This window comes from Allokutzneria sp. NRRL B-24872, from assembly GCF_002155965.1.
GTDB lineage: Bacteria > Actinomycetota > Actinomycetes > Mycobacteriales > Pseudonocardiaceae > Allokutzneria.
Genome location: NZ_MUMH01000040.1, coordinates 13474 through 27846 on the forward strand (window position 1 = coordinate 13474; position 14373 = coordinate 27846).

Here is a 14373-nt window from a genome sequence, read left to right on the forward strand (position 1 = left end):
GTTCGGTCGAGGGACTACCGTGTGTTCCCGTGGACGTAGTTGACGAGTACACCGGGCATGTCGACGCAGGTGGAGCGGCCGCGCGCCGCACTCTGGACGAGTTGACGATCACCAAGCTGTCCGTCGGCCCCATGGACAACAACGCTTATCTGCTGGTGTGCCGGCAAACCAACGACGCCGTGCTGATCGACGCCGCCAACGATCCCGAGCGCCTGTCCGACCTCCTCGGCCACGACGCCGACCGGCCGCAGCTGCGCACCATCGTTACCACCCACCGCCACGGCGACCACTGGCAGGCCCTCGGCGCCGTCGCCGGTGCCACCGGTGCCAAGACCGCCGCGCACCCCCTCGACGCCCCCGAGCTGCCTGTCCCCTGCGACCTGCTGCCCGAGCACGGCGACACCCTCAAGGTCGGCGCGTGCGTCCTGGAGGTCATCCACCTGCGCGGCCACACCCCCGGCTCCATCGCCCTGCTCTACCGCGACCCCGCCGGGCACCCCCACCTCTTCACCGGCGATTCGCTCTTCCCCGGCGGCGTCGGCAAGACCTGGTCGCCGGAGGACTTCGTCTCGCTGATCGACGACGTGTCCGCACGGATCTTCGACATGCTCCCCGACGACACCTGGTTCTACCCGGGCCACGGCGACGACTCCACGCTGGGCGCCGAGCGGCCCAAGCTCGCAGAGTGGCGCGAGCGGGGTTACTGAACTGAGCGACGGACGGCAGACCTCAGCCATGAGTGTCCAACGCGAAAGCGTGCAACGTCGGCGTCTCGTGCCACTGACGCAGTTCGCCGCCTTGTCTCGCGATGCGACTCCCATCGACATCGAGGCATTCCGCGTCGACCAGGAAACAACGGTGATCACAGCGATGAACTCGTCCGGCTGACCGAGGATGCCGGGTAAGCACGAGGACTTCGCAATCCAACCTTGGATATCGCCGAGCCGGGATGACCCGAGGGTCATCCCGGCGTGAACGGTCAGACGCGGTAGAACCATTCCTGGACCTCGTAGTCCGGGCGGGCCGGGTCGACGAAGTCGGTTCGCCAGAAGACCCACAACTGGCCCGGCCGGTACTGCGACATCTTCGCGTAGACGTGACGCTTCGCGAATCCGTGGTCGTAGAAACCGTGAATGTGGCCGGACGACATGCGGAACTCGGAGTTGCTCCAACCCCAGTCGCAGTTCGTCGGCGAGCACTTTCCGAACACGCGCATCGCCCAGCCCGCGTCGTGCACGATGTGACAGACGCTGCCCTCGCACACGGTCACGGAAAGGCAGTCCTGCAGCTCGGTCCGCGCGATACCGGTGGCGTTCGGATCGGCGTTGACCCACTTGCCGTACTCAGGAGGATGACCAGCGCAGAGCATCTTGCTGACGTCACCACTGGGCGCGACCTTCTGCGGCGCGGCGCCCGCGGGCGGGGTCTCGACGGGGATCTGCGACGTGGCGGCCGCGCTCCCCGTGGCCACGCTGCACGTCAGCAGCACGACCGACACGATTCCCAGTAATACGCGCCGAATTCTTCCAGATTCCATGTCGAGTCCCCCTATTTTACAGACAGAACGCGGTCGAACTCAGAGTAAGCCGCCAAGGAAAACCGACAAGGGCCGCAACCTGAAGGGGCAACTACAACACTCTTTGAGCCGCCCTGTTTGCTGCCCGTTCGTACATGGCGCAGTCACACTCCAAGGCTCTCCGCGCCAGGCGGCGGGACTACGCCAACCGGCGTGAAGACGAACGCGAGACTGGAGGGGCTCAACACCGTGACGGTGAGGTCGTAGTAGCTGCCAACCGTGATCTTGGTGCGGGTTTCCGCAATCAACGACAGGCGGGGCAGCGCGTCCCGCCTGAAGGCATCGACAGCATCAACGTCGAGAGCGAACAGCGACACTCCGATGCCGCTCAGCAGTCGAGCAGGAGTTTGAACCGTGCCACCGGAGCCGCTCACCCGCACCGTGGCCGCCCGCAGCGGACTGAACGCGTGCCCCGCCGAGGACAGCAGATAGATCTCAGCGCTTCGCGTTACCGCTCCCCCGAAAACGCCGTCCCTGACCACTGAGGTGGGCAGCTTCGTCGCCCCTTCGGCAATGAGCGGCAGCTGAAGGTTGATCTGCGCGAGAACGTCATTCACGGACGCGGCGAACGTGGCACCACTTCTCGCGCTCGGCGCGGTGGTCGTGACAGCGGTCGTCGGCGCAGTGGGCACCGTGCTCGTACGCCCCTCCCCAGCACCCGACGCACCACACCCCGCCACGAGAACGCTCAGGGCACCCACAAGAGCAGTGATCACAATTCGCATGTTTCCTCTTTCGACGCCGTTGCGCTTGCAATCGAAACCAGGCGACAACTCGTTACCACCGTCGGACACAACGTCACCAATTCAGGCACATGCCAATTTTTACCCCGAGAAGCAACCTTACCGAAACCGGGCCGCTACCAGGAACGAGCTAACAAAACAGAGATCGACACCGAACCACCTATCACCCTCAACAATGAGGGAGCCACGCACAACAACCTGGAGACGCTATGGCTACATTTCGCATCGTAAGCACCAAGCAGCGCCCATGCGGGGCGGGCGGCCACATCGAGGCAGTCGGAGTCGGCGACGGCTCTTCTCCGTCTGGCCAGATTCTGTCGGTCTCGGACGTGCACTGGCGGATGAGCCAGGGAGACACCTTCTACACCTACGCCCACGGCCTCCGAGCAGACGTCCGGAAGTTCGACTGCGGTTGCACCAAGAAAACGCTCCGGTCCGCCCCCGACGCCACTGTCCACAACAACTTGGACAACCTGCCTCAATTCAGTTAGCGACGCGGTTTGTGGCGAGCAGCGGCCGTTCGGACGGCCCTGCTCGCTGCGTCCCACTACGGCGCTCATTCAGCGGGACGCGCGCTCCCACGGATCTTCGACTCCGATGCGATCGGCGCCACCGAAGAACTCGTCGGCCTCTTGGCGTACGTCCGCGTAGCTGACGCGGGGCAGTTGTCCATGCCGCTCAACCAGCTCGCTGGCCTCGTCACCGTCCCGCACGACACGTTGTACCTCCACGGCGCCCATCATGACAGCGGATTCACAGGAGGGCTCCTGGGATCGCCGCGACGAGGCCGCCGTCGATGATCAGGTCCTGGCCGTTGACGTAGGACGCTTCCGAGGAGGCCAGGAAGGCCACGGCGTCGGCGACGTCCTCGGAGGTGCCGACGCGGCCGCTGGCGACCTCGGCGACGACGGCGGTCTTGGCCTCGTCGGAGACGGCGGCGTGGAACATGGCGGTCTCGATGTAGCCGGGGCTCACGGAGTTGACGCGGATGCCGCGCGGGCCGAGCTCGGCGGCGAGCGTGTGCGCCAGGTTGTGCACGGCGGCCTTGGTCGCGGAGTAGAGGGTGCCGGTGACGAGGCCGCGGTGCAGCGTCCACGAAGCGTTGATCACGATGGCGGCATCGTTGGACAGCAAGGGAATGCTCTTCTGGATGGTGAAGTACACACCCTTGAAGTTGATGTCCACGACGCGGTCGAACTCGGCCTCGGTGACCTCGCCGACGGGCTGGAAGGACGCGATCCCGGCGTTGGCGAAGACGACGTCGAGGCGGCCGTGGCGCTCGCGGATCGCGTCCATGAGCGCGGAGAGGTCGTCGAGGTCGGCCACGTCGCCGCGCACGGCGAGGACGCGGTCGCTGCCGAGGTCCTCGACGGCGGCGTCGAGCCGGGCCTTGTCGCGGCCGGTGATGACGACGTGGGCGCCCTCGGCGAGCAGCCGCCGCGCGGTGGCGAGGCCCATGCCGCTGGTGCCTCCGGTGACGAGCGCGATCTTGTTCTCGAAGCGGGTCATGGTGCCAAGCCTGCGGCGGCGCGCGCGGGGCGAACAGGGCGGAGTTATCCGGGGTGTGGCACCACCAGGCTGAGCGCTAGGCCGGGGCGGCGAGCCGGATGCGCATCAGTCGCTCGACCCGGTGAGCGGTCTCGGTGCCGGGGCGCGGGTTGAACAGCTCAAGCCGCCAGTCGGGGTGATCGGCAACCACCAGGGTCGTTTTGTCGAAGATCAGGTCGCCGACCTCGGGGTGGTGCGCGGCCTTCACCGCTTGGGCGTGCGCCGCGACGTCGTGGCGCGCCCACAGCTCGACGAACTCGGAGCTCACAGCGCTGAGGTCGTCGATGACGCGGGTGAACCCGGGGTCGCCGGGGAAGTGCGCGGCATCGGCCCGGAACGCGGCGACGACGTCGGGGGCGATCGAGGTCCAGTGGACCTGCGCGTCGCGGTAGCGCGCGTTGGTGAAGAACGTGATCAAGCAGTTGTGGTCGGTCTCGTCGAAGCCGAACACCGCACGCGTGGAATCGTTGACCGCCAACACGTTCCAGTACCGGTCCTGCAGCATCGCGGGGCGCGGGGACCACGCGTCGACGAGCTGGCGCAGCTCCTGGGTGACAGCGGTGGTGCGCGCGACCCGTGTGCGCGGCGGGTTGAGCCCGGCCAGCAGGTAGAGGTGTTCGCGCTCGGGCTCGCTCAGCCGCAGCGCCGTGCTGATGGCGTCGAGCACTTCGGCGGAGACGGTGATGTCGCGCCCCTGTTCGAGCCACGTGTACCAGGACACCCCGACCCCGGCGAGCACGGCGACCTCCTCGCGCCGCAGGCCCGGCGTCCTGCGCCTGCCCCCTGCCAGCATGCCGACGTCGGCGGGGTTCAGCCGCGCCCGGCGGCTGCGCAGGAAGTCGCGGAGCTGCTCGCGGGACTCGCTTGCCATGCCTTCCACGGTAACAAGATCCGCGTGCTCGAAGCGGCTGCCAGACTGCTCGGCGTGAGCGTCGTGCAGCAGATCATCACCCTGGTCGGAGTCCTCGTCGGCGGCTTGATGTCCTTCGCCGCCACCACGCTGGTCGAGCGGAGCAAGTGGCGGCGCACGCACTCGACGCGCTGGGACGAGAAAAGACTCGACGCCTACAGCGAGTACGCCAACGCGGTGAAGACGTGTTCGCAGTTGTCGTACCGGCTCGCGGCGGCGCGGGGCTACCCGGCGGGCGCGCAGCCGATCGACCTCGACGAGGGGTTGAAAGCCTTGGCGGAAGCGGAGATCGAGCGCACGGTGAAGTGGGAGTCGGTGCTGCTGCTCGGTTCCCCCGAAGCAGTCGCCGCGGGGCGGAGCTGGCACGAGACGATCTGGAAGCTGAGCTGGGTGGCGCGGGGTCAGGACGTCGACCGGGACGAGTTCATCGGCATCTACGAGGTCACCGGTCGCCGCCGCGACGAGTTCTACCGCTGCGCGCGGACGGATCTCGGGGTGCGCAGCGGGGACCTTCCCAAGACGACGCGGGACTGGCTGCCGCCCGCGGACAAGGAGGTCACCGACCAGCAGTGACGCTGAGTCACAACATGAACCGGTTTCGCCAGGGCCGATCGGAGGGTTCCTGGTGGTGAACAGCGATGGATCACCGGTGTTGACCTCAGCGTCGTGACTGGTCAGGCTAAGAGCGCGCCACGATCGTGTGAAGGTCTGCCCCGTCAACCCTGCGGCGGGGCGCGCGCGGTCGTTGGTGACCCAAAGGAGCCAACACGTGCATCCTGTCAGCAAGGGAGTCGCCGTCCTTTCGGCGGCGGCCACCATCAGCGCCCTGGCCATGACCACCGCGACCGCGGCGCCGCACGAAGCACCGCTGATCTCCACCGCGGCCTCTGCCACCGTGCAGCCGGTCAAGGACTCCTACATCGTCCTGCTGGACCCGGCCAAGGCCGGAGCTCGCGCGACCAGCGTCGCGGCGGCGGCGAACGTCGTGCCCAACGCCGTCTACGACTCCGCCGTCACCGGGTTCTCCGCGACACTGACGCCGGAGCAACTGCGCACCCTGCGCCGCGACCCCGCGGTCAAGAGCGTCGAGCAGGACGTGCTCGTCACCGACGCGCTGGACGCGACGCAGGCCAACCCGCCGTCCTGGGGCATCGACCGGGTCGACCAGAAGAACCTGCCGCTGTCGAAGAGCTACACCTACAACGTCAACGGTTCCGGCGTGCACGCCTACATCATCGACACGGGCATCACGCCGAGCCACCCCGACTACGGCGGGCGCGCGACCTTCGACCACAACGCCGTCGACACCAACAACACCGACTGCCACGGCCACGGCACGCACGTGGCGGGCACCATCGGCTCGAAGACCTACGGCGTCGCCAAGGGTGTCCGCCTGCACGGCGTGAAGATGATGAACTGCTCGGGTGGGGCCACCACCACCTCAGCGCTCAACGCGATCAACTGGGTCACCCAGAACGCCCAGAAGCCCGCCGTCGCCAACACCTCGTGGAACTTCACCGCATCGGCCTCGCTGGAGACCGCGATCCGCAACATGATCTCCTCCGGGGTCTTCCTCGCCACCTCGGCGGGCAACACCAGCGGAAACTCCTGCGAGCGCCTGCCGCGCAAGGTGGAGACCGCGACCGTGGTGGCCTCCTCGGACAACGACGACGACCGTTCTTCCTTCTCCAGCACGGGATCGTGCGTCGACCTGTACGCGCCCGGCGGCAACATCATCTCCACGTTGCGCACCGGCGGGAACGGCTCGATGAGCGGAACCTCGATGGCGACGCCGCACGTCGCGGGTGTCGCCGCGCTGTACAAGTCCAAGAACGGTGACGCTCCGGCCAAGACCGTGCACGACTGGCTGAACGCCAACGCCACGCCGAACGTGGTCAACGGTGGCGCCACCGGTGGCACCGTCAACCGCCTGCTGTTCACCGCAGGCCTGTAAGGGGTCCAGGAGCCCCGTGCCCAAGCGCGGGGCTCCTGGCATCTGCCTGAGCCGTCAGGGTTTCCGCGTCATGGGTAGTCCCCTGTTCCGTTGACGCCACATGGCTGACAGAAGAATCGGCGGTGCCGGGGGCGGTTCGGACCCGGGTACCAAGAAGTCCCCCGTCGTCGTGGCGATGGCCGCAGCGGGCGCGCTCGTCGTCGGAGGCGGAGGCATCGGCGCGGGTGGCGCCCTCAGCGGCAGCACGGCGGCCGAGTCGGCGGCGCTGCGCAACATCAGCTCGAAGAAGGCCGACGGCACCAAGGCCGCGCAGAGCGGCAACGCGCAGCAGGCCTGGCGCCGCATGGGGCTGCGCGAACTGAAGAAGCACGCGAAGAGCGACCTGAACTGCGTGATCAACTCCTTCGGGGAGATCCGCGGGTTCCTCATCCGAACGCCGTGCACATCGTTGGAGCGCAGGCTCTTCGCGGTCGGCGACGACGAGGGCAACGCCGCTGTGGTGTCCGTGGCGTGGGTCCGCTTCCACACGCGCGGTCACGCGGAGAGCTTCGAGCGGCTTCACAAGGTCCACGGCAACGGTGACATCACGCCGCTGGCCAGTTCGCTGCTGGGCATGGCGGGCGTTCGGTTCACCGCCGACCACTACGGATCCCGCCGCAGCGGAAGCACGGTCACCATCGCGGAGGCCGAGTGCGCCAAGGGAAAAGTCGACGGCGAAGCGCTCAAGGTGATCGCGGAGGTCTCCTCCTACCTGCCGCACCCTTGAGTCAACACCGTTGGAGGACGATTCGTCAGGCTGTTCCCCTACACGACAGGCCGCATTCCCCTGCTTTCCGCGACCACCGCTGCCTACCGTGCTGAACAGGGGTGAACAAGAACAAAGGGGGAATCGTGGTCCTGACCAACCAGGCACGGCGACAGGTGGAGCGGAAAGCGGACGAGGTGCTGACGGCCGCCATGCCGGGCTTGCGGCCAGAGGAACGCCAGATCTTCGTCGCGCTTCTCGCGAAGACCGCCGAGGGCTGGCGGCTCTTCGTCCGCCGGGATTCAGCGCGAACCGGCGCGGACGCCTTCCTGGTCGGACGCAACGGGGTTTCCGCGATCGTCGTGAGCGAGACCGCCCCGGCGGGAGAAGCCGTTATGCGGCACGCGGAAGGACGGTGCGCCGGCATTCGCGGTCCCGGCGCTCAAGCTCTCACACCCAGCGCTGTGCACTTCGTGCTGGTCAAGCCCGGGGGTTCCGCACCTGATAGGAACAACGGGGCGTTCCGCTGCTTGACGGCCGCCACCTTGCAGAAGCTCTTCCAGCGCGAGCTCGACCACCTCACCAAGCGCCAGGTGGAGGCGATCGCCGACCAGCTCGGCACTCGCCTGAACGGCTACGAGGAAATGCGCGTCGCGCCGCCGGAGCGCGCCGCCGAACAGGTCGGCCTGCTCGACGCCGCCGAACTCGAAGAAGACCACCTGACGAACGCGCAGGAAGGCACCTTCGAATCCTGGAGGACCTTTCTGCACCCGCACCAGCAGGCGGTGGCCACGCGCAACTACAACGGACCCGCGCGGATCAGCGGCCCGGCGGGAACGGGCAAGACCGTGGTGGCGCTGCACAGACTCCGTTACCTGGCAAGGCGTTCCACCGGACCGCTGTTGTTCACCACGTTCGTCCGGTCCCTTCCTCCGGTACACCGCAACACCTTCCGCAGACTCGCACCGGAGCTCTCCGAGCGCGCGGAGTTCGTCCACCAGCACGCGTGGGCGCGCGATTTTCTGGCCAAGCGGAAAGTGGCGGTGAACCTCGACAGCAGAAGCGTCTCCAACGCGCGCAGCAGTGCCTGGGTGGAGCACCGTGATTCGCTGGCACCGTTGAACCCCAACCCGCACTACTGGAACGACGAGATCGGCAGGGTCATCAAGGGCAGAGGGCTCACCACGTTCGCCGAGTACGCCAAGGTGGATCGTCCCGGACGCGTTCTGCGCCTCCACCCGAGCCAGAAGCAGCTGGTGTGGCAGTTCTTCGAGACCTATCAACACAAACTGGCGGAAAAGGGGCTGCACGACCACGCCGACATCATTGATCTGGCGCTGGCGGAGCTGCGCCGCGAACCGCTCGCCAAACCCTACGCGGCGGTGGTCGTCGACGAGGTGCAGGACATCACGCTCGCCGGACTGCGCATGCTGAACGCGTTGGCGGGCGAGGGCCAGAACCGGCTTCTCCTGGTGGGAGACGGACAGCAGCAGGTCTATGCCGGCGGTTGGCGCCTGTCCGACGCGGGAATCGCCATCCAGGGGCGCGGAGAAGTGCTGAAGGTGAACTACCGCAACCGGGACAAGGTGCTGTCCTTCGCGCAGGGTTTCGACGCGAAGAACCACGTCGACGACTTGGACGGAGCCGCCGGAGTCGCTTTGCGCGACGCGGAGTGCGCGAATCCGGGCGGCACGACTCGTTCCTGGACGGGGTCGGAGAAGGAGTTCGCGGACGAGCTGCTCAAGGTGATCCGCGCCCTGCCGGTGCCGCTGGGAGACGCGGCCGTGATCGTGTTCCAGCACAACGCGCTCAAGCGGTGCAAGGAGGTGCTGCACAAGGCGAAGATCCCGTACCACGACCTGGAGTCCTACGACGGCGAGCCCAACGGCAAGCTGAAGATCGGCACGGTGCTCCGGGCGAAGGGCGTGGAGTTCCAGGCGGTTCTCGCCGTCCACCTCGAACAGTCCACTGTGGACGACGAGGAACTCCAGGGGCGCCAGCACCTCGTCGCCGCGACGCGGGCGCGAGATCACCTGTGGTGGGGTGTGGTGCGGGCTCAGACCTCCGGCGGTGTGCGGCCGTAGATCTCTTCGGGGCTCAGCTGCTCGCGCGCCGTCGAGACGGCCCAGCGGTGCCCGAACGGGTCGCGGAACGCGCAGAACCGCTCGCCCCAGAAGGCTTCCTGGAGCGGGATCTCCTCCTCGGCGCCCGCCCAGCGAGCCCTGCGGTGCACGGTGTCGACGTCCTCGACCTCCACGTGCAGCTGCACCGGGCTGCCGCCGATGGTGGGCGGGGCGAGGGCGTCCAGCGACGGCGTCTCCTCGCTGATCAGCAGGCGGTGGTCGCCGATGGCCAGCTCGACGAACAGGATCGTGCCGTCGGGCAGCCGGTTGCGCCACAGCTCGTGGGCCTGGAAGACCTTGGCGTAGAAGGCGATCGCGGCCTCGGTGTCCTTGACGAACAGGTGCGGCGCGAAGCCGGTCGGGCGGGTGCTCACGCGCACTTCCGCTCGGCGAGCAGGCCCGCGGTCCTGGCGGCCTCGACGAAGGCGGCCAGCAGTTCGGCCTCCCTGCGCACGGCCTGCCCGCCGAGCGCGGTCAGCTCGTAGTAGCGGCGGCGCGCGTCGTGCGGGGCGTCGGGGTCGACACCCTCGGTCTCGGTGACGAGCCCGTCGGCGACCAGCCGCGCGAGCGTCCGGTACAGGGTGCCGGGGCCGAGCTTGACCGCGCCGCCGGAGGTCTGCTCGACGAAGGTCATCACGCCGTAGCCGTGCCCTGCGCCGCCCGCGAGCGCGAGCAGCACCTGGAAGGCCGCCGGGGTCAGCGGTGCCGTTGCGGAACTCACCCCCGAAGGATACAGTCCGGCCTCGTTGTATCCATAATGGATATACAAGGAGGGGTTCGACGTGATCACGGGTGTGAGCAAGGTCGTGCTGACCGTGCGGGACTGCGACTCGGCCAAGGAGTTCTGGGTGGGGCGCATGGGTTTCGCGGTGGAGACCGACGCCGAGTACGGCGAGGGCGCGCGCTGGCTGGAGGTGCGCTCCCCCAGCGGCGTGACCCTGGTGCTGGACGGCAAGAGCCCGGACCGCGCGGGCGATCGCCCCGTGCCGGCCGAGCTCCCGCACTCCAACGTGTTCTTCACCTGCGAGGACATCGAGAAGACCTACGTCGAGCTGGTCGAGCGCGGTGTGCGCTTCCCGCAGCCGCCGGTGCAGCAGCCGTGGGGCTGGTGGTCGCTGTTCGAGGACCAGGACGGCACGCGTTACGCGCTCAACCAGGGGTAGCCGAAGCGGGCGGTGCAATGCCACAAGCGCTTCAGCCGCTGTGCGTCGCACCGCCCGGCACGAGCCGCGTCGCCGATGACACGCGCGTCGACGAATCCTGACCGCGCAAGGGATTCGCCGAGTTCGACGACCTCGGCTCCCCGGTAGTCCGCGTGCTCGCGGAGGACTTCGACGTCGAGCCGGAAGCCGTGGTGCCACTCCACCGGACAGGGCAGTTCGGCGGCCAGCCGGTCGACTTCTGTGCCGCGGAAGCACGGGTCCAGCACGAGGGCTTCGACGTCGGTCGCCAGGGTGACCGGGCCGTGGACGTGTGCCTCCACGTAGTCGTCGAGCAGGTCCTTGTGGTCGGCCTTCGCCTTCGCCACCAACGACATCCGCGCAGCCACGCCGAAGTCCACCGGCTCGAAGACGCTGTCCGGGTAGCAGAACGTGCTGCGGCGGTTGACGTCCGGAGCGAGCCGAAAGTACGCGGAACCAAACCGAACTGCGGCCCCCGCGGCTCGTCGCCGGAAGTTGAGCGCTCCGTACTTCGGCCGCTCCGCCGGAGCCGCATTGTCGTACGCGGCGCCGAAAATGCGGCTCTCCCAGCGCCAGCGATCTCCGCCGGGATGCGCGGTCAGGCCGCCGCCGCTGGTCCCCGTCTCGAACTGCGAGCGGTAGATCCCTTCCCGGACAAGGGATTCCAGCACGCGGTCGGGGTGAAAGTGCAGGTTCACCCGCAACTCCGCGTCCAGCGGCGGCCCGGCCGAGCGCTCCGCGACGTCGGCGAGCGCCCGCTCCTGCGGAGTCCTCACCCTGCCCCGCGCACCGCCAGCGCGACCGGGCGCCGCTCGCGGCCGTGGGGCAGGTACTTGCGGGTCGAGCGCTCGCCCTCGATCTCGTCCCAGACGATCGCCATCCGCTCCAGCCACCTGGCGACCGTCAACGCGGGCTCCGCGCCCAGCGCCGACATGTCCAACGGCTGGGGCAGCGTCGGCCAGCTCGGCTGCTTCGGCTTCTTCTCCAGCGCGTCGTAGACCGCCTGGAGTTCTTCGCACAACGCCGCGAAGCCCTTGAGCGTGGCATCCGGGTCGATGTGCGCCTCGACCCGCACGCCGAGCCGCCGCAACGCCTTCTCCCCCGCCGCCGTCGCCAGCACCCTGCGCCCGCGCACCAGCAGCTCGATCTTCGCGACCTCGCGCACCGACAGCACCCACGCACCCGTGAGCCGGGGCATGCCCGTGTCGAAACCGGTGTGCACGTGCCAGATGGCGACCTCGTCGCCGCGCGCGTCCACAACGCAGTCGGTCATCGTCTCCTCCAAGGGCGGGCGAGCCCCGTTCCTACCAGAGCCGCCGTTCACCGCTCAGTCCAGGACCTCTTCCAGGCGGTCCAGGAAAACGCGTTGTCCACCAACGATTTTCGCCCTGGCCTCGGCGAGGGCGAACCAGGCGACGCGGTCCACCTCGGGGAACTCGCGCATGGCGCCGGAGCCCCTTGGCCACTCCATGGTGAACGTGCCGGGAACGACGTCGGCGGGGTCGAGGTCGCCGCGCACGGCCCACGCGGTGACGTGCTTGCCGCCGGACTGCTTCACCTCACCGAGCGGAACGAGCTCGCCCTCCGGCACGGCGAGACCCAGTTCCTCGGCGAACTCGCGCCGGGCCGCGGCTTCCGGCTCCTCGTCCTCGCCGAGCTCACCCTTGGGCAGCGACCACGCGCCCGCGTCCTTGCGCGCCCAGAAGGGGCCGCCCATGTGACCGAGGAGCACCTCGGTCCCCTCCTCCGCCGAGCGGAACACCAGGATTCCCGCGCTTCGCCGCACCATGGGCCGAGCTAACCACGTGTGACGGAGAACTCAGCGAGGTGACCACGATCCAGTGAGGGGGAATTGTCAACCGCGCCCCCGGGCCGCCACGATCAAGATCAGCGGTCCGAGGGACGAGGAGAGCGGTTGTCCACCAGAACCGGCCACGGCGAGGCGTTCGCGCGGGCCAACGACCGGCCGCACGCGGACCGGGACGACCTCCCCACGCTCGTTGACTTCGTCCGGACCAGGGCTGATCCCGGGGTCCTGCTGGAACTGGGTGTCGGGACGGGTCGCCTGGCGATCCCGCTGGCGAAGGCGGGGGTGCGCGCCTACGGGGTCGACGACTCCCCGTCGATGCTGGCGCGGCTGCGGGCGAAGGACCCCGATCGGCTGGTCACCGTGTTCGAGGGGTGCATGACCGAGCCGCCGATCACCGCCCCGTTCGGGTGCGTGCTCATCGCGTGCGACACGGTGGCGGCGCTGCCGGACCGGGCGGCGTGGGCGAAGTGCTTCGGCGCGGTGGCCCAGCGGCTGTCGGCGGACGGCAGGCTGATCGTCGAGGGTGCGCTGCCCGATCCGGCGTCCTGGGGCGGGCCGACCCGGCTACCCCGGCCGGAGGAGCTGGACCTGCTGGCGCACAACGTGGCGCTGCGGCTGACCGAGCGCTACGAGGACTACGCGCAGCGGCCGTTCACCCCGGTCTCCCCGAAGTGCGTGTCGGTGTACCAGCGCGTGCTGTGAGAATCAGGGCGTGGCCATGACCTGCCCGTGCGGGCTCGACAAGTCCTACGACGAGTGCTGCGGCGCCCTGCACTCCGGAGCCGCCGCCGCGTCGACGGCCGAGCGGCTGATGCGCTCGCGCTACAGCGCCTTCGCCGTCTCCGACGAGGCATACCTGCTGCGCACCTGGCACCAGGCAACTCGTCCGTCCACAGTGGACTTCGAACCGCGCCAGCGGTGGACGGGACTGGAGATCCTGTCCACCTCCGGCGGCGGGGTGTTCCACACCGAGGGCACCGTCGAGTTCGTCGCGAGCTACCGCGTCCGAGGGCGCGCGGGCGAACTGCACGAGAACAGCGACTTCGTCCGCGTCGACGGGCTGTGGGTGTACGTCAGGCCCAGATCGACCTGACCCACTCGGGGTGGTCGATGAACGGGTTCCTGTTGCGCTGGAAGCGGTCGAAGATGAGCTGGTTGCGCTTCTTCTCGAACGCGTCCGGCGGGTCCTGCTCGTTCCACTGCTTCAGCACCGACAGCTTGCCCATGAACGGGTTCGAGCCGTTGTTGACCAGGTCGTTGACCTCGAGGTCCGGGAAGCCGTCGCCACCCGCGTAGCGCACCGCCATGTAGAAGATCATCCGAGCGACGTCGCCCTTGGCGTAGTCCGCGGGCTCCCACGAGTCACCGTCGGTGCGGTTGTCCGGCGCCTCGGTGACGGGCGAGCCGCCCATGTCGAAGTCCTTGCTGCCGCGCGTGGCGTTCACCGAGACGTCGGTCGGGCGCAGGTGGTGGATGTCGGTGCCGGGCCCGGTCGCGGTGCCGAAGTTGCCGTGCGACTTCGCCCAGACGTGCTCGCGGTTCCAGTCGTCGGGGTTGCCGCCGCTGGTGCTCTTGGCCACCGAGCGCTTCTCGTAGAACAGCATCACGTTGGCGCTGTTGGCCGGGTCCTCGTCGGTGACCTTGAGCGCTTCCCACACCTGGTCGTAGGAGAGCTTGGTGTTGGTCTTGATGATCGTGTGCAGCGCGGTCTTCAACGCGGGGCCGGTCTTGCCGATCGCGTCCTTGTAGTAGTCGTCCGCGCCGACCGGGGGCGGCGTCGTGG

General features: G+C 68.4%; 20 protein-coding genes. 9 read left to right on the forward strand and 11 right to left on the reverse strand.

The features are described 5' to 3' along the window. The first annotated feature begins 29 nt into the window (after positions 1 to 29). A complete protein-coding gene (locus CCN37_RS11260) occupies positions 30 to 707 on the forward strand; it encodes an MBL fold metallo-hydrolase (RefSeq protein WP_086820676.1) in 678 nt (225 codons plus the stop codon). A gap of 272 nt (positions 708 to 979) precedes the next feature. On the opposite strand, the gene CCN37_RS11265 is transcribed toward CCN37_RS11260, so the two are convergent. Continuing rightward, positions 980 to 1537: a hypothetical protein gene (locus CCN37_RS11265; RefSeq protein WP_143261556.1), complete on the reverse strand. Its 558-nt coding sequence runs from the start codon at positions 1535 to 1537 to the stop codon at positions 980 to 982. Between the two features lie 143 nt (positions 1538 to 1680). Next, complete coding sequence (locus CCN37_RS11270) at positions 1681 to 2133, reverse strand: hypothetical protein (RefSeq protein WP_143261557.1); 453 nt, start codon at positions 2131 to 2133, stop codon at positions 1681 to 1683. A 395-nt stretch (positions 2134 to 2528) separates the two neighbouring features. Between CCN37_RS11270 and CCN37_RS42315 the strand changes: the two genes are divergently transcribed. Further along, positions 2529 to 2810 carry a DUF3892 domain-containing protein gene (locus CCN37_RS42315; protein WP_086820679.1) on the forward strand — a complete coding sequence of 94 codons (282 nt, stop codon included), beginning with the start codon at positions 2529 to 2531 and terminating at the stop codon, positions 2808 to 2810. A gap of 69 nt (positions 2811 to 2879) precedes the next feature. On the opposite strand, the gene CCN37_RS11280 is transcribed toward CCN37_RS42315, so the two are convergent. The 3 genes from CCN37_RS11280 to CCN37_RS11290 form a co-directional block, all read right to left on the reverse strand. Continuing rightward, complete coding sequence (locus CCN37_RS11280) at positions 2880 to 3050, reverse strand: hypothetical protein (protein WP_246842945.1); 171 nt, start codon at positions 3048 to 3050, stop codon at positions 2880 to 2882. Positions 3051 to 3072: 22 nt separating this feature from the next. Further along, a complete protein-coding gene (locus CCN37_RS11285; RefSeq protein ID WP_086820681.1) occupies positions 3073 to 3828 on the reverse strand; it encodes a glucose 1-dehydrogenase in 756 nt (251 codons plus the stop codon). Positions 3829 to 3904: 76 nt separating this feature from the next. Then, positions 3905 to 4738 carry a helix-turn-helix transcriptional regulator gene (locus CCN37_RS11290; protein WP_086820682.1) on the reverse strand — a complete coding sequence of 278 codons (834 nt, stop codon included), beginning with the start codon at positions 4736 to 4738 and terminating at the stop codon, positions 3905 to 3907. A gap of 54 nt (positions 4739 to 4792) precedes the next feature. Here CCN37_RS11290 and CCN37_RS11295 point away from each other — a divergent pair, with 54 nt between their 5' ends. The 4 genes from CCN37_RS11295 (at position 4793) to CCN37_RS11310 (ending at position 9560) form a co-directional block, all read left to right on the forward strand. After that, the gene (locus CCN37_RS11295) at positions 4793 to 5350 is read left to right on the forward strand and encodes a hypothetical protein (RefSeq protein ID WP_210407969.1); all 558 of its coding nucleotides are present in this window, start codon (positions 4793 to 4795) and stop codon (positions 5348 to 5350) included. 196 nt (positions 5351 to 5546) lie between these two features. Continuing rightward, positions 5547 to 6731: a S8 family peptidase gene (locus tag CCN37_RS42145; RefSeq protein WP_305764707.1), complete on the forward strand. Its 1185-nt coding sequence runs from the start codon at positions 5547 to 5549 to the stop codon at positions 6729 to 6731. 100 nt (positions 6732 to 6831) lie between these two features. Then, on the forward strand, positions 6832 to 7497 hold the full coding sequence (locus CCN37_RS11305) for a hypothetical protein (protein WP_086820683.1): 666 nt from the start codon (positions 6832 to 6834) through the stop codon (positions 7495 to 7497). Positions 7498 to 7622: 125 nt separating this feature from the next. Then, the gene (locus CCN37_RS11310) at positions 7623 to 9560 is read left to right on the forward strand and encodes a UvrD-helicase domain-containing protein (protein WP_246842946.1); all 1938 of its coding nucleotides are present in this window, start codon (positions 7623 to 7625) and stop codon (positions 9558 to 9560) included. On the opposite strand, the gene CCN37_RS11315 is transcribed toward CCN37_RS11310, so the two are convergent. Both CCN37_RS11315 and CCN37_RS11320 read right to left on the reverse strand, forming a co-directional pair. Then, on the reverse strand, positions 9533 to 9973 hold the full coding sequence (locus CCN37_RS11315; RefSeq protein ID WP_086820698.1) for a VOC family protein: 441 nt from the start codon (positions 9971 to 9973) through the stop codon (positions 9533 to 9535). The genes CCN37_RS11310 and CCN37_RS11315 overlap by 28 nt on opposite strands. Continuing rightward, on the reverse strand, positions 9970 to 10320 hold the full coding sequence (locus CCN37_RS11320; RefSeq protein ID WP_246842947.1) for a PadR family transcriptional regulator: 351 nt from the start codon (positions 10318 to 10320) through the stop codon (positions 9970 to 9972). Before CCN37_RS11320 ends, CCN37_RS11315 begins: the two co-directional genes overlap by 4 nt. Positions 10321 to 10381: 61 nt before the next feature. Between CCN37_RS11320 and CCN37_RS11325 the strand changes: the two genes are divergently transcribed. Beyond that, complete coding sequence (locus CCN37_RS11325; protein ID WP_246842948.1) at positions 10382 to 10762, forward strand: VOC family protein; 381 nt, start codon at positions 10382 to 10384, stop codon at positions 10760 to 10762. On the opposite strand, the gene CCN37_RS11330 is transcribed toward CCN37_RS11325, so the two are convergent. The 3 genes from CCN37_RS11330 to CCN37_RS11340 are packed head-to-tail and all read right to left on the reverse strand — an operon-like array spanning position 10741 to position 12569. Then, positions 10741 to 11556 carry a DUF3626 domain-containing protein gene (locus CCN37_RS11330; protein ID WP_086820686.1) on the reverse strand — a complete coding sequence of 272 codons (816 nt, stop codon included), beginning with the start codon at positions 11554 to 11556 and terminating at the stop codon, positions 10741 to 10743. The genes CCN37_RS11325 and CCN37_RS11330 overlap by 22 nt on opposite strands. After that, positions 11553 to 12053 carry a hypothetical protein gene (locus CCN37_RS11335; RefSeq protein WP_086820687.1) on the reverse strand — a complete coding sequence of 167 codons (501 nt, stop codon included), beginning with the start codon at positions 12051 to 12053 and terminating at the stop codon, positions 11553 to 11555. Before CCN37_RS11335 ends, CCN37_RS11330 begins: the two co-directional genes overlap by 4 nt. Before the next feature lie 54 nt (positions 12054 to 12107). Further along, a complete protein-coding gene (locus CCN37_RS11340; protein ID WP_086820688.1) occupies positions 12108 to 12569 on the reverse strand; it encodes an NUDIX domain-containing protein in 462 nt (153 codons plus the stop codon). Between the two features lie 126 nt (positions 12570 to 12695). On the opposite strand from CCN37_RS11340, the gene CCN37_RS11345 reads away from it, so the two are divergent. Further along, complete coding sequence (locus tag CCN37_RS11345) at positions 12696 to 13292, forward strand: bifunctional 2-polyprenyl-6-hydroxyphenol methylase/3-demethylubiquinol 3-O-methyltransferase UbiG (RefSeq protein WP_168200624.1); 597 nt, start codon at positions 12696 to 12698, stop codon at positions 13290 to 13292. Positions 13293 to 13308: 16 nt separating this feature from the next. After that, positions 13309 to 13683 carry a YchJ family protein gene (locus tag CCN37_RS11350; protein ID WP_086820699.1) on the forward strand — a complete coding sequence of 125 codons (375 nt, stop codon included), beginning with the start codon at positions 13309 to 13311 and terminating at the stop codon, positions 13681 to 13683. Here the strand turns inward: CCN37_RS11350 and CCN37_RS11355 are convergent. Beyond that, the coding region (locus CCN37_RS11355; protein ID WP_210407970.1) for an endonuclease I family protein at positions 13664 to 14373 on the reverse strand (710 nt) is incomplete at its 5' end. The genes CCN37_RS11350 and CCN37_RS11355 overlap by 20 nt on opposite strands.